Annotated in this window: 22 protein-coding genes; 1 reads left to right on the top strand and 21 read right to left on the bottom strand. The window is 35.5% G+C overall.

The genetic code is table 11. From position 1 onward, the window contains the following. Window positions 1-29: 29 nt before the first annotated feature. Entirely contained in the window at window positions 30-812 is a 783-nt protein-coding gene (locus tag AC4E8C_RS05465) for an amino acid ABC transporter substrate-binding protein (protein WP_490210911.1), read from the bottom strand. A 260-nt stretch (window positions 813-1,072) separates the two neighbouring features. Here AC4E8C_RS05465 and AC4E8C_RS05460 point away from each other — a divergent pair, with 260 nt between their 5' ends. After that, complete coding sequence (locus tag AC4E8C_RS05460) at window positions 1,073-2,083, top strand: acyltransferase (protein ID WP_490210909.1); 1,011 nt, start codon at window positions 1,073-1,075, stop codon at window positions 2,081-2,083. 68 nt (window positions 2,084-2,151) lie between these two features. On the opposite strand, the gene AC4E8C_RS05455 is transcribed toward AC4E8C_RS05460, so the two are convergent. From AC4E8C_RS05455 to AC4E8C_RS05360, 20 genes are all read right to left on the bottom strand, one after another. Next, window positions 2,152-3,084, bottom strand: a complete 933-nt coding sequence (locus AC4E8C_RS05455; protein ID WP_490210907.1) for a ketopantoate reductase family protein — start codon at window positions 3,082-3,084, stop codon at window positions 2,152-2,154. A gap of 22 nt (window positions 3,085-3,106) precedes the next feature. Then, window positions 3,107-4,177, bottom strand: coding sequence for a branched-chain amino acid aminotransferase (locus tag AC4E8C_RS05450; RefSeq protein ID WP_490210905.1), 1,071 nt, complete (start codon window positions 4,175-4,177; stop codon window positions 3,107-3,109). Between the two features lie 245 nt (window positions 4,178-4,422). After that, window positions 4,423-5,109, bottom strand: coding sequence for a Na-translocating system protein MpsC family protein (locus AC4E8C_RS05445; RefSeq protein ID WP_490210903.1), 687 nt, complete (start codon window positions 5,107-5,109; stop codon window positions 4,423-4,425). Window positions 5,110-5,279: 170 nt separating this feature from the next. Continuing rightward, window positions 5,280-5,981, bottom strand: a complete 702-nt coding sequence (locus AC4E8C_RS05440; RefSeq protein ID WP_490210901.1) for a Na-translocating system protein MpsC family protein — start codon at window positions 5,979-5,981, stop codon at window positions 5,280-5,282. A 218-nt stretch (window positions 5,982-6,199) separates the two neighbouring features. Further along, window positions 6,200-7,276, bottom strand: a complete 1,077-nt coding sequence (locus AC4E8C_RS05435) for an ATP-binding protein (protein WP_490210899.1) — start codon at window positions 7,274-7,276, stop codon at window positions 6,200-6,202. Between the two features lie 312 nt (window positions 7,277-7,588). After that, window positions 7,589-8,983: an MATE family efflux transporter gene (locus AC4E8C_RS05430; protein ID WP_490210897.1), complete on the bottom strand. Its 1,395-nt coding sequence runs from the start codon at window positions 8,981-8,983 to the stop codon at window positions 7,589-7,591. Window positions 8,984-9,098: 115 nt separating this feature from the next. Next, the gene (locus tag AC4E8C_RS05425; RefSeq protein ID WP_490212480.1) at window positions 9,099-11,480 is read right to left on the bottom strand and encodes a polyprenyl synthetase family protein; all 2,382 of its coding nucleotides are present in this window, start codon (window positions 11,478-11,480) and stop codon (window positions 9,099-9,101) included. 259 nt (window positions 11,481-11,739) lie between these two features. After that, on the bottom strand, window positions 11,740-13,209 hold the full coding sequence (locus AC4E8C_RS05420; RefSeq protein ID WP_490210895.1) for a protein adenylyltransferase SelO: 1,470 nt from the start codon (window positions 13,207-13,209) through the stop codon (window positions 11,740-11,742). Between the two features lie 219 nt (window positions 13,210-13,428). Then, on the bottom strand, window positions 13,429-13,584 hold the full coding sequence (locus tag AC4E8C_RS05415; RefSeq protein ID WP_490210893.1) for a DUF1540 domain-containing protein: 156 nt from the start codon (window positions 13,582-13,584) through the stop codon (window positions 13,429-13,431). 105 nt (window positions 13,585-13,689) lie between these two features. Then, window positions 13,690-14,205, bottom strand: a complete 516-nt coding sequence (locus tag AC4E8C_RS05410) for a YehS family protein (RefSeq protein WP_490210891.1) — start codon at window positions 14,203-14,205, stop codon at window positions 13,690-13,692. A gap of 280 nt (window positions 14,206-14,485) precedes the next feature. Then, window positions 14,486-14,617: a zinc-binding dehydrogenase gene (locus tag AC4E8C_RS05405; RefSeq protein WP_490210889.1), complete on the bottom strand. Its 132-nt coding sequence runs from the start codon at window positions 14,615-14,617 to the stop codon at window positions 14,486-14,488. A gap of 126 nt (window positions 14,618-14,743) precedes the next feature. Continuing rightward, entirely contained in the window at window positions 14,744-15,934 is a 1,191-nt protein-coding gene (locus AC4E8C_RS05400) for a C40 family peptidase (RefSeq protein ID WP_490210888.1), read from the bottom strand. Between the two features lie 299 nt (window positions 15,935-16,233). Continuing rightward, complete coding sequence (locus AC4E8C_RS05395) at window positions 16,234-16,617, bottom strand: MmcQ/YjbR family DNA-binding protein (protein ID WP_490210886.1); 384 nt, start codon at window positions 16,615-16,617, stop codon at window positions 16,234-16,236. 12 nt (window positions 16,618-16,629) lie between these two features. Next, entirely contained in the window at window positions 16,630-17,025 is a 396-nt protein-coding gene (locus AC4E8C_RS05390; RefSeq protein WP_490210884.1) for a VOC family protein, read from the bottom strand. A gap of 357 nt (window positions 17,026-17,382) precedes the next feature. Beyond that, on the bottom strand, window positions 17,383-18,219 hold the full coding sequence (locus tag AC4E8C_RS05385; RefSeq protein ID WP_490210882.1) for a peptidoglycan bridge formation glycyltransferase FemA/FemB family protein: 837 nt from the start codon (window positions 18,217-18,219) through the stop codon (window positions 17,383-17,385). Further along, complete coding sequence (locus tag AC4E8C_RS05380; protein ID WP_490210881.1) at window positions 18,188-19,219, bottom strand: polysaccharide deacetylase family protein; 1,032 nt, start codon at window positions 19,217-19,219, stop codon at window positions 18,188-18,190. Before AC4E8C_RS05380 ends, AC4E8C_RS05385 begins: the two co-directional genes overlap by 32 nt. A 46-nt stretch (window positions 19,220-19,265) precedes the next feature. Further along, the gene (locus AC4E8C_RS05375) at window positions 19,266-20,555 is read right to left on the bottom strand and encodes an oligosaccharide flippase family protein (RefSeq protein WP_490210879.1); all 1,290 of its coding nucleotides are present in this window, start codon (window positions 20,553-20,555) and stop codon (window positions 19,266-19,268) included. Next, entirely contained in the window at window positions 20,552-21,868 is a 1,317-nt protein-coding gene (locus AC4E8C_RS05370; RefSeq protein ID WP_490212479.1) for an O-antigen ligase family protein, read from the bottom strand. The genes AC4E8C_RS05375 and AC4E8C_RS05370 overlap by 4 nt, the downstream gene beginning before the upstream one ends. 38 nt (window positions 21,869-21,906) lie before the next feature. Continuing rightward, the gene (locus tag AC4E8C_RS05365) at window positions 21,907-23,025 is read right to left on the bottom strand and encodes a glycosyltransferase (protein WP_490210877.1); all 1,119 of its coding nucleotides are present in this window, start codon (window positions 23,023-23,025) and stop codon (window positions 21,907-21,909) included. Between the two features lie 33 nt (window positions 23,026-23,058). After that, window positions 23,059-23,844 carry a glycosyltransferase gene (locus AC4E8C_RS05360; protein WP_490210875.1) on the bottom strand — a complete coding sequence of 262 codons (786 nt, stop codon included), beginning with the start codon at window positions 23,842-23,844 and terminating at the stop codon, window positions 23,059-23,061. Window positions 23,845-23,853 lie beyond the last annotated feature (9 nt).

Below are 23,853 nucleotides of genomic sequence, written 5' to 3'. Positions count from 1 at the left end.
GCGGAAATCCTGCTTTGCCATATATTCGTTTATTTTAAAAGCTTATCTTCCCCAAACCAATTTTTTGAGATTTCAGTTGCTGTACCATCTTCATTCATCTCATCTAGAGCTTTTTGAAGTTTGTTAAGTAATTCCTCATTTCCTTTTTTCACGCCTACCCCATATTCTTCAGGAGCAAGTGATTCTTCAAGTACCTTAAAAGATTCTTTCTCTTTTGTCATATAATAATTTATGACCACTTCATCAATGACTACCGCATCTAACCGGCCGCTCTTTAAATCATTCAAAGCAAGAACATTATCTTTAAATTCAGTGATTGTCTTTATTTTTGATTTAATCGGATTTTCATTCAACGCATCTGATGCTGATGATAGAGATTGAAGCCCAACAACTTTCCCCTCTAAGTCAGCTAGTTTAGTAAGCTTTGAATCAGAGCGTGTAACAACTACTTGAGCATTTTTTAAATAAGGCTTTGTGAAAAGAACTTTCTTTTTTCGTTCATCGGTAATAGTATACCCATTCCAAATGAGGTCAATCCGACCGCTGCTTAATTCAGATTCCTTTGTTTGCCAATCAATTGGTTGAAACTTAACCTTTACGCCCATTTTTTCTGCTGCTGCTTTAGCATAATCAATATCGAAACCAACAATTTTGTTATCTTCATCCCGAAATCCCATTGGAGCAAATTTATCATCGATACCGATTACGATTGTATTATCTTTTGCCTTTGTTTCTGATGTTTTACTTGAGCAGGCTGTAAGGATTGAGAAGGCTGCTATCATTACTAGTAACATCGTTGCTATTCGTTTCATAATGTTAAAACCCCTTTATAAGTAAAATTCATTCGCTTTAGTACGTTACCATATTATCATACTACCACATTATAACACTATACTATTTTAAAATACAATATCTTTAATAAAAATATAAAAAAGCCTTTCCTATTAAGGAAAAAGACTTAAAATAATAGTATTGTTATTAAAATAACATTAATTGATAGGCAATGAAGGATACAATAGGAAACTCGAAAAAATATTTGATTTATAATTCCACACTGAGGAGGCAGCGCAGAATGACTTTAACCAGAAAGACAGGTCTCGATTTAGTAAGAGCATTTGCTATTTTAACTGTTCCATCTGTCCATTTTTTTCTAAATACTGAATTTTACAGTTCCGCATTAATAGGTAAAAACATGTATCTTCAAGTTTTTCTAAGAATGTTTTTTTTAATCGGTGTACCTTTATTCATGATTTTAACAGGTTATTTGCAAATGAATAAAACCCCCACCAAAGATTACTTTAAAAAATTAATACCTATCCTTGTTATTTACCTAATTTATTCGCTCCTAGCTATTATAGTTAGAGAATTTTATTTTAAAGAAGATAAAACCATTATAGAATGGTTTTCGATGATCTTAAGTTTTAAAGCAAATACCTACTCTTGGTATGTAAATATGTTCATTGGCTTATACTTGCTAAGCCCTTATATTAATATTCTTTATAAAAACATTAGCACTCAGAAGCAAAAACTAACACTAATTATAATATTACTAATTATTACTGCTGTTCCACCATTTTTAAATTATAAAGTTAGAGGTATCCTTTTCTTTCCTGACTTTTGGGTGAATATTTATCCTCTAACCTATTATCTAATTGGTTCTTTTATCAAAGAAAATCAATACAAAATAAATAAATTATTAGGAATTAGTGCACTATTTCTAGTAATATTGATAGAAACATTTATTGAAATTCATTATTCTGCTGGCGGTATTTTTAAATCGATGACAGGTTATTATTCATCGTTAATCATTGTGATTCACGCAGTTATCTTTTTCTTGATTTTTTATGATATTAACATTAAGGTGAACTTTATTGCAAAAACTATTTCATTATTTTCCATTTTGTCCTTGGATATATATTTAGCTTCAAATATATCAGATAAATTTGTTTATAAATATGTTTATGATAATTTATTTACTTCCCAGCAACAAATTATCTATTGGATGATCCCTATAGTGCTATCCACTTTGAGCATAGCCTTTGCTATTTCTTTTATACGACACATACTTATTAGATTAAGATAGAAATAAAAAAGAGTACCTTCCTTACAGTAAAAACCACTGTATGGTGAGTACTCTTTTTAAAATTCAAACTAGAGTGTGTGATGAGCATATCTGCTTTCAATTAATTTAATCCTATTAAATAGTTCTTTATTTGTTGGAGTAGACATTCCATATTTTTCTGCTAATTCCAAAACAGTGCCGGCGAATAACCCTACCTCACTGAACCGTTCTGCTTCCACATCCTGAGCCATGGATGGTTTTCCATCTGGACTTAATGTACTTAATACGCTTAGCCAGTAATCGAGATCCTTTTCTGTTAAATAGACCCCTTCTTTTTCTGAAAGAGCGATTACCTCTCTCATCGCTGCAATCATCGTATCCCTGGCTTGACCCTGTCTTTGCACCTCACCATAGTTACTTTTGTACACTGCTACCGTTTGGTTTACCCCAACATTTAACATGAATTTCCCCCACTGCCTGCGGACCATATCGGGATCCACCTCAATGGGTACCTCCATTTTTTCAAAAAACTCGGCGACCTCCTTTACCTTTTCAGAGATCAACCCAGGTTCCCGTTCCCCGAAACAAATCATTCCCATATGATCGTAAGTCAGCTTGTTTCCCACTTTAACGGCATCCATACCTTGTGCGACACAATATAAAACCTTTTCCCTGCCATATGCTTCACTAATTATAGATTCGCTAGTAATACCATTCAACAACGATAAAATTATCGTCTGTTCGCCAACATGATGTTTCACAGCTCGAATGGCATCATGTAAACCATTAAATTTAACGGCAAAGATAAGCAGGTCTGCTGGTTCACATACTTCTTCAGGCGCTACAAAGTGGAAATGACATGGTTTACCATTACAATAAACCTGCTCTTTTTTATATCTATCAGTTCTCTCTTGATCTGCGATGATTCTTAAATCCTCTGTCCGCATTTTCTTCGCTAACTGATTTCCAAATAATATCCCCAATGCGCCTAAACCGATAATAGAAACTGTTTTTATTGTCATAACTACACTACTTACCTTTCATTTATACTCTTAGTGTCCATCCAAATGGATCTGGCTCTGTTCCATTTTGAATTCCTGTCAATGTGTCATATAATTTTTGCGATAGCTGGCCAATTTCTCCATTGTTAATAAGTAATTTTTCATTTTTCAAGAAAAGCTCTCCAACTGGAGAGATAACGGCCGCTGTTCCGGTCCCAAATGCTTCCTCTAATAATCCATCATGGTAAGCTTTCTCTATTTCGTCAATGGAGATTTTTCGTTCTACCACTGGTACATTCCAATATTTTAACAGTTCAAGAATTGATTTTCTTGTAATACCTGCAAGAATACTTCCATTTAAAGCAGGTGTGATAATTTCACCATTAATTTTAAAGAAGATATTCATACTTCCTACTTCTTCAATATATTTATTTTCCCTTCCATCAAGCCATAATACTTGGGAATAGCCATACTGGCTGGCAACCTCTGAGGCCTTTAAACTAGCTGCATAATTTCCCGCCGTTTTTGCATTACCCGTTCCACCTGCAACCGCACGAACATATTCACTTTCAACAGCAATTTTAACAGGATTAATTCCTTCTTTATAATAGGCACCAACTGGCGACATAATAATCATGAATAAATACTGTTTAGCAACTTCAACACCAAGGTGTGGTTCTGTTGCAATCATAAATGGGCGGATATAAAGAGAAGTACCTGGTGCCCCAGGAATCCATTCCCTATCAACCATTAACAATTGTTTCAAGGCACTTAATGCTAGTTCCTCATCAATTTCCGGCATGCACAAACGGTCATTTGAACGGTTTAACCTTTTCATATTTTCATCAGGTCTAAATAATAAAACTTCTTCATTTTTCGTTAAGTAGGCTTTAAGTCCCTCGAAAACGGTTTGACCATAATGAAAAACCATTGCGGCAGGATCTAGAGTGATCGGTTGGTATGGGATAATGCGAGGATCGTGCCAGCCTTTTCCTTCTGTATAATTCCAGACAAACATATGGTCCGTAAAGGTTGTTCCAAATTTCAGTTTGTCTGCTGCTTGTTTTTCTTTTTTGTTCGAAGTTAGTGTAATGTCAATTTTTAATTCCTTCATTTTTTTCACCCATCCTTATTTCCTTTGAACCTTTACGATTCTTTGTTATTTTAATAAAATATATTGTCACATAATTATAATACTATTTTGACTATTTTATCATCTTTTTTTTACGTTTTTAATTTAATTTCTATATCTATAGAAAAAGCAAGCAAACTTGTCCCTTTTTAAGACATGTTTACTTGCTATCTCCAGCTGTATAGGGGTTTTGCCAAAGTAATTGAATTATAACTGCAAAGGCTTCATTAAGAAGTTAAAATGATTGCCATCACCGATTTATCTTCCTTTAAGTTCCAGTCAATAAAAATGTCCCTAACAGATTTATTGAATATTTCCTCAAACCTGCCATCGCGATGAAAATATTCCTTTTCTAACTGGTCCTTCGTAAATAAAAGTTCGTTTTGAAAGCCCTTAGTAATTAGCGCCTTCTCTATTTGAACAAGTATACCCCTTCTTTCAATTAAGTAAATCGAGGGCGAAATAGGATATGTAATAATCTTAGCTGGCAATTTTTCTACTAAAAAACTAATTCGCCCGACCTCTGACTCTAATCTATCGATATCAATATCCAATTCCAGTTTACTGACCTGTCCTAAATTTTCTTCTAATACAAAAATTAATATTCCGGAGTTATTTGGAAAATTCCAATCATGGTAGTATTCTTCTACATCGGCCCCAAGGGTTACTTTTACTACGCCTTTTATTTCATCCAATAGATGATTAAAAATAACCGTTCTCGCATGGTCTACAAATCGGTTCTTTCCTTGTTGTAATAAGATATCTTCCATTGGGGTTAAAAATCCTTGTAAGTAAGTTACGAGATGAGTTTTAGAAAGGGTACTCCTGCACGTTTGCGGTCCTCTTCCAAAATTTTTGCGCAGCAATTTGCTAATATAGCTGCTTATATACTCTTCCTTGTTTTGGTCAATCATCCTTAGCTAACTCCTTATATTTTAAATGGGAGGGGTTGGGGTGCATCGTTATTGTTATCTAGAATTTACTCTTTTATTATGTACAATTACCTCCCTTGTTAAAATAAAAGTTCAACAAAAAAACATGTTGTATCTAGATATTCTCTAATTACAACATGTCTTTAATTAGACTATCTCATTGAAAATTCTTTATAAAAAACAAAAATTAGAATATTCCGGTCATTTTCATAATCCCACACAATAAAAATATCTTCGATAATACGATTAAATTGCTCTTCAAATAAAGCTTTGTTCTTAAAATAACCGTTTTTTATTTCTCTGGCATGTTGGAGCAACAAATCTTTATTGCCTTTTTTATAGACTAAAGATTCTAATTGTGTCAAGACTTTATTTGATTCAATAGCGCAAATACTTTGTGTATACTTTACTACTTTTAATAGAGAAGGTCTTTTATGATAACAAGAACCAACGTCTTCAACTAAGTGGAAAAGAGAGTGTTCAAACATTAACTCTATTTTCGTATCATCATTTAAGCTAGTACTTTCTAGCAAAAGTACTCCCGTGTTTTTCTCATAATTCCAGTCGTGATAAAATTTATCAAAAGAAGCTCCTATAACTTTTGCGACTTCTGGTAAAAACTCCTTAGTAACAGCATTAATGACAGTTGAGCGGAAATTGGCAGCAAGATTTAATTCATTATTTTTAATCATTACTTCCTCTGCCGGTGTAATAAAATTCCGCATATATATGTATAATCTATTTCCCTTTGACATTACCTGACAGGTCTCTGGACCTTTACCAAATTTGCGCTTAACTAATTTACTAAAAATGCTACTTAGATAGAGAAAATTCTCCTGAGTTGTATTAATCATTCATTGTCACCTTTCAGCAAAAATAAAAATGGCCTAACTTCAATAAACGAAGTTAGGCCACGGTAAGACGACTATCATATATAGTTTCTTCCATTTACCTTACAAATTAAGAGTTTTGTTAAGTTTTATGTATTTCCTAATTTTTACTATTATAACTAATGACTGCAAGACACTAGACTTTAATAGTTTAACATGTTATTTATGTTCCTAGCAATAACTTAACAGATCATTGGTAAATTTACTTCAATACATGTTCCCTCCGGACTGCTTTTAATGTTCATAACACCATTATGCTCACCAATAATTTGATTACTTACGTGCATCCCAAGACCCGTACCATGTTCTTTGGTAGTAAAGAATGGGGCACAAATTTTGTTCAGTAGATCCGGAGCAATTCCACATCCTTGGTCGATGATTCTAATTTGTACAACATTTTCGACCTGTTTAAATCCTTCAAGGAATAGTTTTCCTCCATGTGGCATGGCTTCAATAGCATTTTTTATAAAATTTATAAAGACTTGTTTTAATTGGTTTTCATCACCTAAAACCATCTCTTCACAAAGATTAGACCTTTTTTCAATCTGAATATTATTTAATAGTGCTTGTGATTGCATTATGATTAAAACCTGTTCTAATAATAAGCTGATGCTTACCCTTGCATATTTTTTTTTAGTGGGCTTTGCTAGGACCATTAGTTCCTTTAGAATGTCTTCTATTCGATTAATCTCTGATTCTATAACATTAAAATACATAATTTCACCATTATAATCACCCATAATTAATTGTAAAAAAACCTTTATTGCTGTGATTGGATTACGAATTTCGTGGGCAATTCCCGCCGCTAATTGACCTGCAACTGCTTGTTTCTCCGATAATAATTGTCTTTGCATTTTAATATAAGTTATATCTTTTAAGACCACATATGTCCCAATCACTTCCATATCATTCAGAATAGGAAAGGTAGTCACATTCACATCCAATATCGTTCCCAGCTTCATGCTAATTCTTGAATCAAAATTAGTTAGTTTGTCCCTTTCTTTTTCAAAAAAAAATGTACTGGTCTCATTTAAAACAGTTGAAGTAAAAAGATCACTCAGGTTCATCTGTAACAAATTTCTCTTAGAACAACCCAAGAGGATTTCACAGACTTCGTTTACATAAACCAATTGACCGGACATACTCAAAATAAAGAATGGATCGGACCTCTTCGATAGAACTGAGAAGTCTTTGTCCACATTCACATCAAGATAAATGTCTAACAGACAATTTAGACGTTTTATTACATCTACCTCCATTTAATTACTTCCCCCCATTATCATACAAAAATAAAAAAGCCAAAATAAGCGTAGGGATTCCTACGTCTTATTTTGGCTTAAGTTCTAGCATCAATATATCTAGAGAATCGTTGCCTATTCAATAATCGGAACACAATAGAATAAAATCTTCCAAGTAGAATAGAGCAAATAACCCTACATCCACTATTAATACTATACTATTTAGTTTAAATTTTCAAATTACTTTGTTGCTTTTTGAAATTTTCTCCATGACATCATTGTTATATATCTATATAAAACTATGAATTTAACGTTCTCAGAAAAATTCACTCATTAAACAAGCTTATGTGCATACCATTTCTTACCTTTAAATCTGCTTGTAAAAATTAGTCCACGTGCACCCCATTCAACGATCATCGCCGCCCAAACACCAGTTATCCCAAATCCTAAGGTGATTCCTAATATATAGCCAAGAACTACCCGCAACAGCCACATGGAAAGTAAGGAGGCAATTGAGGTAAAGTTAGAATCTCCTGCAGCCCGTAATGCAGATGGCATAATAAAGCTAGGTGACCATAATAATGGCTGAGCAATGGCAGAGAGTAAGATAAGCGTAAAGATCGTCGGAATAATTTCAGCAGGTGGATTAAACAATTTCATCATCAAAGGAAAAAATGGTAATAAGATACAAGCTGTTATCACAAAAAGGATGGAAGAAAATCCAATGATCGATTTCACTAACTTTCTGGCATCCTCTATGTTCCTTCGTCCCACGCATTGACCGACCACTGTCACAATTGAAATTCCTAGCGCATTTGGCCCGATTTGGAATAACAATGCAATCGAATTACTAATAGCATACACCATCATCGCCAATGTCCCTAATTGAATAATAAATGTTTGAGTCAGGAGTTTTCCGCCATTAAAAAATATCTGCTCTGCCGCAAATGGAAGGCCAATAAACATAACCTTCTTTAAGATTGAAAAATCAATGTGCAATGCATTTTTTATTTTGAAGCGGATTGTCTCATTGTATTTAATAACATAAATTAACGAAGCAGCCACTCCTAGTATTCTTGCTAGAATAGTTGAGACTACTAGCCCTGTAACACCCATATCAAATACGGTAATTAACAATACATTTAAAATGGTGTTGGTAACATTCATTACTAATGATAAATTTAAGCATGGTTTGGTCTCACCCACACCTCTTAAAGCTCCTGTCACAGCTTGGAATATAGCGATTAACGGATAAGAAATACAGCTGCCAATGAGGTAAATTCTTGCATTTTGAAAAACATCCGCATCCGCATTACCAAATAAGATGTTTAGGGTTGGTTTATGAAACGTGATTACGAGTCCGCTGATTAACACCGAAAAAATGGTTACCGCTGATATCGCTTGTGTTGCTGTTTTCGATACCATTTTTAAATTCCCACTACCCTTATATTGCGCAACAATGACAGTACCACCAGTAGCAACCGCGATAAATACATTTACCAAGAATATATTTAACGAATCTACCATACTGACGGCACTAACCGCAGCAACCCCTGCAGAGCTTATCATGGCCGTATTCAAAAAGCTCATTAAGATTAGGAAGGCCTGATCAACTAAAATAGGGATTATAATCCCTATTACTTCCTTGTAATCAATTGATACTCCAGTAAAATATTTCTCTAATAATAAAACACTTTTTTGCCTAAGTTTCCGTTTTATATGATTCAACTACACAACACTTCTTTGGTTTATGTCTGAATTCCGACAAATTTTGTCAATTTCATACAGAACATTATACCACGATTACTGTGAGTTAACAGTATGAATAAACAGTTTTAAACTCTTAATGGTCCCGGTTTACAAAATAATCTAATAAATGCTTTAAAAACGTAACTTTTCGCGGCATCTCTTGCAGTATTTCCAACGCAAGACAATAATGCTCCCACATCGCTTTTCTTGCCTCAATCGTCCCTAAGATCGATACAAAAGTCGAATTGTTATTTTCAGCATCTTTTCCTACCGATTTTCCGAGTAAGTTCAGGGCACCTTCTACATCAAGCAAATCATCCTTAATCTGAAAGGCAATTCCCGCATGATACGCAAATCTTTTCAGTGCTTCGATTTCAACCTCATTTGCTTTTGCGAGAATACAAGGCATAATAAGTGAGGCTTCAAATGCGATCCCAGTCTTATAAAAACACATCATATTCAACTGTTCCAATGTCAATTTCTTTCCTTTTGACTCCAAATCCATTGCCTGTCCCTTACACATATTCCCTGTCATTTCAGCTGAATAATGTATTAGTTTCACCACTGTTTTTGAATCAAAGTCATCAAGAGATGCCTGTTCTTCAATTGCCTTTTGGGTCAAGAAGAGTCCCGTTAATTCAGCTATGGCACTGTTGTAGACTTGATGCAGGGTGGGACGCCCTCTGCGGATAGAAGCATTGTCCTGAGATGGAAGATCATCAAATATTAACGATGCCGTATGCATATATTCCAATGATCTCAAGAGTGGAATGATGGCTTTCTTATCTAACCCATACTCGTTAACGCCCATCATCCATGTAATGATGGGCCTCAACCGCTTTCCATCACTATTTAGGCTATAGTTTACTGCATCAATAATGGGATCTTCCCATAAAAGGTTTTGATTGTTGTTTTGTATAGGTAGGAGCTGATTAATTTGATCTCGCACTGTTTCAATTGTATCTAAAAATTCCTCCTGCTCTTTCCGTTCTTTCTTTAAACTGGTTATCATATGGTCCCGGAGCAATTTATCAAAGAAATCAACATCGTCCGCTTTCCCCACCATATTTTGAATCAAGAGATTGAATTGGGGATTTCCTGAAGCAAAAAGCCCCATCACATTGTTGTATGTTTCGGTCCCCATTCGTTCCTTAAATCGTTTTAGACCGTTAATAGCACGATCGAGAATCACCTCGATTGTTTTGGAATCTGAGTGATACACGTCATGAATTAAATGGCAAATCACCGCCCAGTAAAGTTCAAACGGATTAATTAAATCAGGACGTCGTCCATGGTATTTCATATAGTAGGTATAGGGAGTCACTGCACCATTCTTCATATCTTCAAACATATCAGCAAAATCATCTGCCAGCTGATTGTAAATCCCATAAAAGAAGGTACGGCTGTCAAATCCCTCATCCTTTGGAGCACTGAGTACCGATCGGACAATCAATCGTGATGAAGAAGATTTTAAAATAATAGGTATGTACAGTTCTTCATTACTGTAATTGTCATAGGACAGATCCTTTATTCTGTCCACTTCTTGTGATTGAAAAAAAATATAGGCTTGATCAAAAAAATGTTCGCTCGTCACTTTTTGCTGATGTTGCTTAATATACTCAAAAGCAGATCTAAGCTCCGAGTGGATATACTCGATTAACGCTCTGTTCTTGCCAGTCCAATGACCGAGGGCTGGTACAGCTCTTGTGATCAAAGTAGTTCGTATCAGGTTGGAGTATTGTAATTTCTCCTTATCGGATAAAACTTTAGCATCGAGAAGATCATCAATGAAGGGGTACGTTAGACCATAGGAGTAGCCTAACCGGATTGCTTCATCTAGTTTTTGTCTACGTTCTTCAGCCGTAACCTCCCCATTCATCTCTTCGATAATGTGCATCAAGACACCGGCAATGATTTTAATCAGTTTTCGCTGTGCATGCTCCGCATTCATGCCCTCTGGAATATGTGAGGAAACCGTTTTTAATTTGTCTATTAACCAAAAGAAGGTAGGTTCAATCCCTTCCTTTTGTGCCATTCGGTACAATCCAGCTAAACTAAACTCCTCCTTGCGGTTTTGTCGATTTGTAATTAGATAATTTTTCAAACTTTCCACTACACGCTGAATCCGTGCCTGGGTGTCATGTGAGTTCAAAGATTTGCCCAAATCCCGTAAAAAAATATAAGAAATGCTTCGATCTAAGTAATGATCTAGTTTGCCTGAATAATTGAGCCATTGGATATAATTGGAATACCCACTTGAATCAGGTTTTTCCTTTCGACGAGAAAAGAATGATAAGAATGAAGGATGATGAATATGGTTGTGTTTCCAGGATTGTATATCTTTTGTTAGGGTAGTGACATACGTCTTTTGCCTGACCACCGCCTGTAATGATTGAAAATAATCGGCCGCCCTAAGTTCAGCGAGCCGATAGCATGCATCTGCACTTTTTATAAGCTCCTCATTCATACGATACATTCCCTCTACTTTTTTATGTATTGCCACTTGATTCAAACTGTGTTCGAACAACCTAATTCATTCTTCACTTAAACTCAAAATATATTTAAATATAGTACAAAATTAACACCTTTATTACCTAAAAGCTCATTTAATTCCATTTTTATTATACTATTTATCAACCTATCAATTCGTAAATATCAGTGAAAATAAAATCCCTCAAACCTGATGTTTGAGGGAGCGTAGTTAGATGTATGTTGTAGCTATAAAGTAAGTCTTATCATGTACCGCAAAATGTCCGGTAAGGGTGTGTAGATGGTGCAGGCAATGTTGCATATTTAGCCTGTTCAGGTGTATGGGCATAGGGTGTTGAAAGAACTTTTAGCAACTGCTCCATGACACTATAATTTCCTTGTTCCACGGCAGCAGCTAATGCTTCTTCTACCCGGTGATTCCGAGGAATCACCGCTGGATTGCTGTCCTTCATTAACTGGTTCGCGGCGGCTTTCGATTCCTCTTGCCTTTCTTGTCTTGCTTGCCAAAGCTCATTCCACTGAGCAAATTCGGTCGAATCGAACAGGAGTGTATCATCCTGTCGCTCAAACGTTAAGGCAAGGAAAGTATTGGTATAATCCGCACGATACTTCTGCATCATGGTAAGGAGGTCTTTAATTAGAGATTGATCCTGCTCCTCTTCATTAAATAACCCCAGCTTTGACCTCATGCCTGTGAGCCAATTCCTTTCGAAGATTGTTGAAAAATTGGCCAGCGCAGTCTCTGCAAGTGAAACAGCTTCCTCCTGATGCTCATGCAACAGCGCCAGCAGCGTTTCAGCAAATCGAGCAAGGTTCCAAACCGCGATATAGGGCTGATTACCATAAGCATAGCGTCCTTGAGTATCAATAGAACTAAATACCGTGGCCGGATCATATTCATCCATAAAGGCGCAAGGTCCATAATCGATTGTTTCCCCGCTAATTGTCATATTGTCGGTGTTCATTACTCCGTGAATAAAGCCAACCAACTGCCATTTTGCAATAAGCTCCGCTTGACGCTTGATTACTTCTTTAAGAAAAGAAAGATATCGATTATCATCCCCTTCTACATCTGGATAATGCCGCTTTATTGCATAATCTGCTAGTGCCCTGAGTTCCTCAACTGTTCCCCATTTAGCAGCATATTGAAACGTTCCGACACGGAGATGACTGCTTGCTATACGCGTTACAATAGCACCAGGCAGATTAGTTTCACGGATAATAGATTCTCCGGTTGTTACCACTGCTAAACTGCGTGTAGTTGGTATCTTGAGCGAATGCATCGCTTCACTGATAATATATTCGCGCAGCATCGGACCAAGTGCAGCTCTGCCATCACCACCGCGTGAAAAAGGAGTTCTACCAGAACCCTTGAGCTGAATATCAAAGCGCTCACCCGAAGGTGTTATTTGTTCCCCTAAAAGTACCGCACGGCCATCCCCTAACATGGTAAAATGTCCGAATTGATGCCCAGCATAAGCTTGTGCAAGTGGGAAAGCACCTTCAGGGATTTGATTGCCGGCAAACACTCTTACTCCATCTTCGCTTTTTAATGTCCCAGCATTTAATCCTAAGGATGCTGCCAACGGTTCATTGAGAATAATTAACTTAGGTGAGTATACAGGATTCGGATTCTGACTGGAATAAAATGTTTTCGGTAGACGGGCATAACTGTTGTCAAAATTCCATCCTGACTCGTTTATCTCTTTTGTCATTGGATCTCCTTTTCTTTTTTTGGCGTCATTACTTAAATAAATTTATCTATCTGCTTTTTATATTAACACAAGGCATGCGTTTTTAATGTCTACGTTTCCCCATTTATTATACTGTTCAGCACATGAGATGACTTATAAAATGGCAGAAACGAAAAGTTGGTTATAAACATGAAAAACTGGACGTTTGAGTTGTCGTCCAGTTTTTCAAAAATAGTAAACTTAATCTCGTTTTTCAAAGGTCTTGCATGCTGTTTCCTCAACATCTGCAGCTTCTCTGCCATGAAGGCCAATCACATAAATAGAGTCAGCAATACATTGGTCACCTTCAGCCCAATACTTACAATTATCTACATTGCATTTTACTTCCAATTCCATGAATGCCACCTCCTTTAAAAGGAATTTCTTGTGAGGTACCCTTTAAAGCCAGGCGTTAAACATATTCCCATTGGATGCTGCAAATGAAAATCAATCTGTCACACATTAATCCCGATACTGGATGGCCAAGCCTTTTAAGAAATTTCGAGCGTATTTATCACCACAAGGTTTATAGTTTTTGTGCCCTTCCTTTCTTAACAATGCGCTTAATTCTCCTTTTGTTATGGTAACCCCTGCATCTTCTAATATTTCTATCATATCCTCACTTGTTAAAGAAAGGGCAATTTTCAATTTCTTTAGCAATACATTATTTACACTTCCATAGTCCTTAATAGACATTACAGGTTTTTCAGGCTGACCTGGTTTTGCTTCCTGTTTACCTCGTTTAAAAACAATAAGGCCATTTAAAAATGACTCTAACATGTGATTAGTACACTTTATGTAATCTTCATCCTGGTCATTATCCATGTTTTCTTCATCCATTGTTTTTGTAAGAATCTTCAACACTTCTTCTTTTGTTACATCAATCCCACCAAGTTTAAAAATCTTTACCATATCTGTATTTTTTATATCAAGTGCATATCTTAATCTAATTAAGATATCATTATTATTCATAGCCATTTGTAGACCTCCAAATATGTACTTTTTACAAGAGCCAGATTGTAATTCTTAGTTTGCTCTAATCAATAAAGTTTAAAATCAATACTTCAAGCATAACCTTAATATTGTATCTCAACCATATTAACAACACAAAAACCTATTTCATTCATTAAACTAATAGTTTAACACTTTTACATCATTTTTGCAGTTTCGTCTGATTTAATTTTTGGAAAGTTTTCAATCAAAAATCCCTCCAACCTGTAGTCAGAGGGATTTTTGATAAAGAGCATGGATTTACGAGTTACATCGTGATCACCACTTTTCCCTGAGCATGTCTTTCTGCAGAATACGTAAAAGCTTCTTTAATTTCACTTAATTTATAACTTCGGTCAATCACAGGTTTTACTTTGCCGCTATCAAGTAGTCCTTTCATCTTTACAAAAAAAAATAGTAAAAATATGTTTATTAATACGAATAAGGGGGTATCTCTTTATTAAATAAAAATCCCTCAGGATAATTGTCTGAGGGAAAATATTTCACTATTTTAAGTTTACATGTCTTAATGAAGTACTCTAACAGCATTAGTAAATTTAGAAGGACTATACGTTGCGATTTTTACTACATCGCCGGTTTGCGGAGCATGAATATATTGACCGCCGCCAATATAAATAGCAACATGATAGGCAGGAGAACCTCTAAATAATAAATCTCCAGGCTGTACTTGATCTAGAGGGACCCGTGTTCCAACATTTTGCTGATCACGTGACACTCTTGGAAGACTAATACCAAGTGCATTTCTATATACATATGAAGTGAATCCTGAGCAATCAAATCCGCTTGGTGTTGTACCTCCCCAAACGTAAGGAACACCTAGAAACTGCTTTGCATACGCAATAAGTTTATTTGCCGCATCAGTATCAGATAGATTAGCTACAATAGCAGACGGTGCTGATTTTGTAATTGCATTCACTGAAGATTGCTGCCCAGACTTCTGAACTGTCCTCTGTTGAGCTAATTGTGCTTGGCGTTGGCGTTCAGCCTCTTGTGCCGCTAGTTCAGCTTGGCGACGGGCTTCTTGGGCTGCAAGTTCAGCTTGGCGTTGTTGTTCCGCTAGTTGATCCTTTTGGTTCTTTAATTTATCTTCGGCTGCTGCCAATTCTTTTGCTATTTCTTGTTTATCAGCTTCAATACTTCTTTGTGCAACAGCTAATTCAGCTTGATCCTGTTCTAATTGGTGTAATTCATTATGTAATTTTTCTTCAGCTGCTTTTAATGCTTGCTCTTTTTCATTTAAACCGTTCAACAGGTCGGTATCAGTTTCCATAATCTTAGAAATGGCAGTAAAACGAGTTAAAAACTGTGAAATGTTATCGGACGAAAGCAACAGTTCTGCATAGGTTGCAATTGACAGTTTTCCTTCTAATTGAATGCTTTTAAGTCGTTCCGAATAGACCTCTTTGTGAGTTTCAAGGGTTTTCTTGGCTTCTTCAATTTCAGTCTCTGTCTCTTTTATTTTACTTTGTTGTGTTTTAATAGAATCGGTTAGTTTTTGACTTTTTTCCATAGACAACATGATTCGGTTATCTAATTGTTGCATCTTTGTTTCAAAGTCATTAATTTGACCTTCTGTATCTTGGATTTGTTTTTCTGTCACTTTTGAATCGTTTGGACTTGCAAAGGTAGGTGTTGCTTGAAACATAGTGGCTATTAGGGCAGCTGATACTGTATATTTTATTATGTTTTTTATCATTTTAAATCTCCTCTATTTACCTATCATTCATTCTATATTCCTACTATATTTCTAGTTTATATTCCAAAAGGACTAAAAACAATGCTTCTGTCGGTAATGTAATATAATTGTAATTTTATGTAGAATAATCTGATAAAGAGTCGACTCATGTATTCACGTTATAGAACATGAAAATAGAATTATTCTTACATTAATACATTTTAACAAATTAACGCGGTTAATTATTAAAGTTTGCATACAAAATAAAAGGCCATCGAATGTTTTTCGACAGCCTGGAAAGGCAGATGGTCTGCCTTTCGTCACTTTTTATGCAATTCATTCCATTTCTTTACCAAACGCTTCGGTGCTGCCCGTAAATAGGCCTCTTGAATTAAATCGGACAATTCAACCCAGTCTTCCTTCTCCGGATTTTGAATAGACACCCAGCCGTGATGGCCTATATATGGTGTTTTGAAAAAACGCTCTTTCTGTAACAATAATTCTTGTGTTTCAGGATTTGACTTGAATGATAAGTTGAACCCCTGTTCACTTTCACCCGTAATTACAAAGGACTTCTTATTGATTTTAAAAGTCTTGTGTCCGAAACCGTCAATTATTTCAACAGCTTCGGGCATTGCGAGACAGATCTTGCGCACATTTTCAAGTATGCCTGCCGTGTCTGTGGATTCCATGCTTTTATTCACCAATCCTCTCCTCTACTTTGCGTTTGCATCAGGTTGGTGAATTCCAAAAAGGTTGCCATCTGGATCTATATAATAACCCTGCCAAGCCATTCCAGGCAGAGCATATTTGGGCAATGCAACCTCGCCGCCATTCTCAATAATTTTAGCTTCTATTAAATCGTAATTTTCCACTCCCATTGTACAAGCAAAACCATTTAAAGGTTGGTTTGATTCAGGCGGAGGGCCTTGCCGCTGCATTAAAGCACCATTAATTCCAGGTTCATTTTCATCTCCAGTCACTGCACCAAAGTAAGGCATTCCTGCATACTCACTCCAATCTTGAAATGACCATCCGAATACCTCTCCATAAAATTTTTTTGCTCGTTCCATGTCGCTCACATGAATTTCGAAATGAACTAATCTTCCCATGTTTACCTCCTAATAGTTTTAAATACTTATTTCTGCAAAGAAATTCTTCATTTATGTATACAGGCCTCTAGTATGTACTCCATATTAGTTTAACACATTAAATAGCAATTCAATCCGTTCGGATATATAATTTTACTTTTTTTGTTAATTTGAATAAAACGGATCTGGCTTACAGATTTATCTTTGGAACAAAAGAAAGCAAAAAAAAAACTGTGTTGGCTTTCTTTTGTTCCAGATATTTAAAACAATCCCAAGAGTTTTTTTCTAGTCGGCATTATTGGTTCAAAAAGATTGACTTGCAGGTTATTAAATGAGAATGAATATCAATCAATTGAAACACATCCTTTTAAAAAGACTCTAATATGCCTTTTTTTGCTGGGATTTTTTCTGTTCATTTCGAACCATCTTCCCCTTTATCAGTTCTATCTGATTCCGCCATTTTACTTTTAATAGGAAGATAAATAGATTTCCCTTCAGTGTTTTCGGAACAAAGCTTCTATACTCTGTCACTTCTTCTCCACCAAAGCTCTTCTTAAATTGATTGATATTTTGTTGATCCTTATTGTTTTCATCCTGTGATATTCCAAAAAAATCATATAATTGATAGCCTTCCGTTTTAAAAAAGAGAATATCATGCCAATGCAGATACCGATTGGCACGGCCAACATCGTTTTTAGGTATTTCGGTATTGGTTAACCTTACCGAGCCAGAGTAAAACATATTCGCACGCTTACCATCTGCTATATACAAATGTCCCGCAAGCTTATCTCCATTCTTATGATAAACATAGGTAATAAAAACTTTACCATTCCCTGACATCCCGTTTAATCGCTTTGCTTGGAATAATTCTATTCCTTTTTCTTTAGCATATGCGTTAAAAAAGTGTTTAAAATCTTCCAGTTCAGTCGCTTTGGGATTAGTAATTACCTGTAAAGTTAAATCGTCTCGCTCAGCTTTGTTTATTTGATAACGTGTTGATTTATTAAGTTCCGTTCGCAGCTTTTCTTCTGTATTAAAGAGATCAATACACAATGTTTGAGTTTCTTTATGCAGCGTATTCCACTTGGAGAGCTCGATTAGTCTATTTTGCTGAAAAAACGCATGAACATCTGCTTTCTGCGGTTCCTCTGAATCTTCCACATTTCCGTATATCTCACTTATTTCAAAGAAGAATTTCTTCCATTTTATGATCATGTTTCTCTTCCTTTTCATGAGTTATTTCCAAGGTCACTTCATTCATATTTCTGCTCCTGAATCCATATGTTTTTTGCAGAAGTAAAAAGTGCTCCAAAATCTCCTTTAAAAATGAGATATTTTCAGCAGTATTTCTGCCAAAATCATGCGGGTGCCACCAAAGGTGATAAGCTTTTCCATGTTGTGCTGCGTAAGTCATATCATTAAGGATGCGTTTTAATCTCAATCCTTCAACCGACTTTAGCCTTTGTGAGCATCTCGCTAAATATCTGCTTGATGGAATATTAAGGGGCAAATCAATAGAAGCTTGCTTTGGCAGCTCAAATGTCTGATGACCAAAAATATTAATATATCGATCCAAAAGACGTAAGGCTCTCTTCAAATATCTTTTTCTTTCTGTGGATTGTAAACGGTATACCCAGCTCGCTTCATTTCCTCGGTAAGAACGGATCCCCAGTCGTTTACATTCCCTGAGATAATCATTGTTTACTTGATTTCGAGGAAAAACGATGGATTGAATCTCACATCCATTTTCCTGACTTTTTTGCTGTGCAAGCTGCAGGTCTTCAGAAAACTGTTCCATTGTTTGTCCCTCTTCCAGGCAGTAGTAATGAGAAAATGTATGTGTTGCTATCTCTTGCTTTGGCGTAGAGGAAATACTCTTAATTAGATAAGGAGCAAAGAATAGATCCTGGTCCTTTTCAGCTATTCGATTATGTTCAAGATAATGGTAGGAAGAAAATCTTTCATTTAGATAACTTGGTTTATGTTGTGGAAAATAGGGGGTTAATTCATCTACGTTTTTAAAATAAATCATGCCTACAATAGCCCATGTAGCATGTATACCATATTCAGTAAACATTTCCAGCAGGGAAAGTACGACATGATGTGCTCCGCGGACATTTTGCTCATATTGCTCTTTTTTATAAATATCATGAACACCCCAAAATAATTCAAAATCTAGGGAAATAATAAATGTCCCATTCTGATCACTTTTCATAGAAAGTCATCTCCTCCATCTAAATAGCCCATAGTTTAGTCCTTTTTTAACTGCCAGAAACCATTTTATTCTGTGTAGTAGGTTGTAAAGTTCCCTCTGGCCTCACATGTAGCACATTACGAATATTAAAGACAAAAACTGTGCCCTCCGCTAGAATGACGGTCGTGGCCATACCAAATTCTTGAAATAAAATTGTGAGAGGAAAAGAACAACAAACAAAAACAACAGCAGCAATCGAAAAGCTTTTATTTAATAGATGAGATAAGTTGACAGCATGAAGAATTCTCACCAGTAACGTGTTGATAATCGAAAAGAAAACAATGACGGAAAAAAACGCAATCAAGGAGGTTGTTTTTGGATCATTTGTTCCCGAAATAATAGCTCCTATCGGGGCGGAGAAGATCAATAATGCAATACCGATTAAGATTGAAAAAATCATGCCCAGCCCTAGCAATTTTTGCTTAAATATATAAAATTGGTCCTTCTTCCTTTCATACAAATCGCAAATATATGGATATAATGCTTGTGTAAACGGCTGCGAAAGCCCATAGAAGGCTCCCTGGACTTTTTCCCCGATACCATAGTTACCTGCGGCATGACTTCCGGAAATAAAACCAAGAATAAGAAGCGGTCCTTGCCCGTAAAAGCTGGCCCATAGGGTAGTCATAAAAATATGTTTTCCCCTGATGAATTCCTCTTTTATTCTATGAATATCAAGGACTGCCTTGTAATTAATTTTTAATTTTATTTTTACAAACAGCATAGAAATAATAGCTGGAAGGAAGAAATAAAGAGTTTGAAACAAAACGGCTAGAGTAAAATCCTCCATATTTTTTATAAAGAGAAAAACTAGTACGGTAACAAAGGCTTTAACCCCAATGTTGAAGTAAGTAATATACTTCATTTTTTCAAGCCCTTGATACAACCAGATAGGGAAAAGGGCATTTCCTGTAATAATTAAAAGTCCTAAAAGAAAAGCAGTCCTGTTTTCTCTAAAAAAAGGGACCATTTCAATGACGAAAATATAAATGATACCCACTAGCAAAACAAGCATGAATTTTATAGTCATGATTACATTGTAAATATCATTTATTTTCTCCTGGTTTTGTTTATGAATAGAAATATCTTTCGTTCCGGAAATATTAAAACCATAGTCGATAAAAACATTTAAAAATTGCATCATACTGACACAGAAAACCAGAACCCCATAATTGTCTATTCCCAGCGTCCGAATTAAATAGGGAAATGTAAGTAGCGGAAAAAGGTAATTACTCCCCTGCAGAACAATTAAAGAAATGATATTTCCAAATAATCGACTTCCTAGTAAATTGTTCATTGAATTTCCCCTTTTAGAGCCTGTTCCTTCTTAATAAAAATACAATAGCAGCATAGTCCGAAAAAAACCCAGAAATGTCTCCAGTGAAGAGCATCGACAACTGAGATGTTGACCAGCGTTCCAGCTAGTGTACATAGAAAAACTAAGTAAATATTAAATTCTTTTTTATCTAAAGAGAGGCTCTTTCTCATTAAGATCCATCCGAGGGTTAAAAAAAGAAGCATCAGTGAACTGCCGGCCAACCAGCCATATTCCGCGAATATCCTGTAGTATGAATTATGAGGATCCATATAATAAATGGTTGTAATTTCTCCCGGTCCTATACCGAAAAGATGATGTTCAGCTACCTTTAAGGTAAAATTTTGAGCTTCAAATCTGTCATTATCATAGTATTGAAGCGTTGTCCTCTCTTCTAATCGTTTTTTTGCTAAATCCGTTAAATCCGGGAAAAAGAAATGAACAGATAAAAACAGAACAAGTGGAATAAGAATCAATTTTATAAAAAAACCTGGCCTAAGCTGCCTCTTTAGTACTTTAACCCCTAGGTATAGTAGTAATGCGAATGCAAGGTTTATCCATCCCGCACGTGACATTGCTAAGACAACAGAACCAACAAGCAGAACGACAGATATAACTTTAAATGGTTTTGACCTAAATAATTTTGGAGATAGAATGTCCTCAATGACCAGCATGCTGGCAATAATAATATAAGGGCTAAATATATTTGGATCCTGAAAGAAGCCATTTAAACGGCCACCCTCACTTTTACCAGCGAAATAAACGATAAAACCCCAGATACTATTAATCACTGCTCCAACTACATATCCTTTTAGAAAAAAACTGAACTGTTTATCATTTTTTATGACCAAGAATAAAAATAATGCACTCATTACAAGATAAACAGTTATTAAATGCCATGCAGCAGCTTTATAAATATTAATCGAAAAGAAAATAGAAAATGTACCAAATACAAGAAATAAAAACAGCAGGGCGAATATAAAATTATTAAACATTTTCCCATTCATCGGAACTTTCTTTACTAAAAACATGAGAATCAATATAAAGAAAAAAGCTTCGTATGGTGACGGGTCATAGAGCTGAAATCCAAGGCTCAATGCAAATAAAAATAATAATTGTTCCCAATTTAAAAGAAATAACACAATCACTCCTGCTATTCCAATTAGAGAAATTATTACAATAGAATAAGAATTGTTATCTGTAATATTTACAGCAGATGGTAAAGTAGCTGCAGTACATCCAAGTACCAAAGATAGAAATCCAATGAGCAGTGTTTTAGATAAATAATTTTTCATCTGATACAAAGCTTTCAACTCCGTTATAGGGGCTTTCCTTAAAATGACATATCGTATACCTCTTCCAACTTGCTAATCATGGTCTGGATATGAAAATGATTTTTAAATAACCGATAGCTGTTTTTTTGGCATTCCCCAACAATATCTTCATTATGAACAAGTTTTTGTAGATAGCTTAATGCTTCTTCTGCGTTTCCTGGGGAATACAGGAATCCGTTGTATCCATGAATTACCAACTCATTATTTCCTTCAACATTGGTTGCGACAATAGGCTTTTTTGCTGACATTGCTTCTATAATTGAATATGGCAAGGCTTCATGAAGAGAGGTTGATAAATATAGGTCAATTTCGTTTAGGAATTGATCGGTCGAACTAAGAAATCCGCAATACTTTATCTGTGGGATGTTCTTTATTGCTTTTAAAAATTCCTCTTTAAAATACTCACCCTCCCCTGCATACCAAACCTCGACATTCGGATTGGAGTTTACGATAGCTTTTGATATTTCCAGAAAGGTTTGCGGATCCTTCGATTGGTCAAACCTAGCCAGGGTACCAATAATCACTTTTTTATTTTCTTTAACAATCGGAGCCAATAGAGGATTCAGATCCTCTATGCCATTGTAGATAACCTTTGTTCTCTGTGAACGAAAAACATTGTATTGGTTTCCGACCTTTTGTTCTCCTTTGGAAACATTTATTGTACAATCTGTTATTCTGCCAAGATATTTTTCTATTAATCCATACAGCTGTTTTTTTTGTTTACTTAAGTAGGGATACTGCATAATATAACCGTGCGGTGTATAAAAAATTTTATGAGATTTCCCAAAGATGGCTGCTACTCTTCCTGCACCACCTGCTTTAGAACTATGGCAATGGATAACTTGCGGCTGGAATTCCTTAATGATTCTTTGTAATTTAAAAATAACTTTTAAATCTTGGATAGGATTTATTTCTCTAATAAAGGCAGCAATAGGATAAAATTGATATCTGTCTTTGTTTCTTGTGGCAAAATCCAAAAAAACTTGATCCGCCCTTTGTTCTCCAAATGCAACAGCAATCTCAAATTTTTCAGGAGAAAGATGCTGTAAAACATTAATGATATGCTTTCGGACACCCCCACTCAGCGTCTCACAAATAATTAAAACCCTCTTTCTCATAGCCCATCTCCATTTTTTTCTATATAATAACCACTAAAAATTTGTTTTTAAAAGATCAACTACTTTTCTTGAAAAAAGGAATAAACCCATGGTTTGGATTAAGCCTAGGTAACTATATATTTCTTTGAGATCAAAGTACTTCAGTTGAATTCTCATTCTGCTTAACAGTTGTTGCCGTCTTTTTACAGCAGAGATTCCCGTGTCGTTATACTCTTCAGCCAATAACACTTCAGCCAAATTGGCAACATTGTATTTCTTTGTTATTCTAAAGAAGAACTCATAGTCCTCGGCACTCTTATAATTCAGGGAATAAGGACCAAGCGCATCCAGAATCTCCGATTTGAACATAACAGCAGGGTGACTAAAGCATGAATTTAAATGCATTTTTCTTTTAATCGTTTTAAATTTTGTTGGCGGCTTAAAGGTAAAACAGAATTTCCCATCATTCGTATTAAAATCAGCATACGAACCTACCAAAGCTACGTCTTTATTTGAAGATAGGAAATCTGCCTGTTTACTAAACCTGTTTTTTAGGACAGTGTCTCCGGCATCAATTCTGGCAATATAGCCATAGCCATGATTTTGAATAATCTTCAGTCCATAATTCAAAGCATGTTCAATTCCGGCATTTCTTTCCATTCTTATAACAAAGACATTATGTCCATTAATTTTATCCGGACAGTTTATAGCAGGAACACTTCCATCATCAATAACAAAAATGTCTACATTTAGTCCGCTTTCATTGATCATTGATGAAAGGGTTATCGATATACCATTTTGATTATTAAAAACCGGTATTAAGACAGCTATTCTAGACATGTTTTACTC

The sequence above is a fragment of the Neobacillus sp. SRL179 genome (assembly GCF_984799095.1).
The sequence above is the reverse complement of the archived record's forward strand: the minus strand, read 5'-3'. Positions and strand labels throughout refer to the sequence as shown.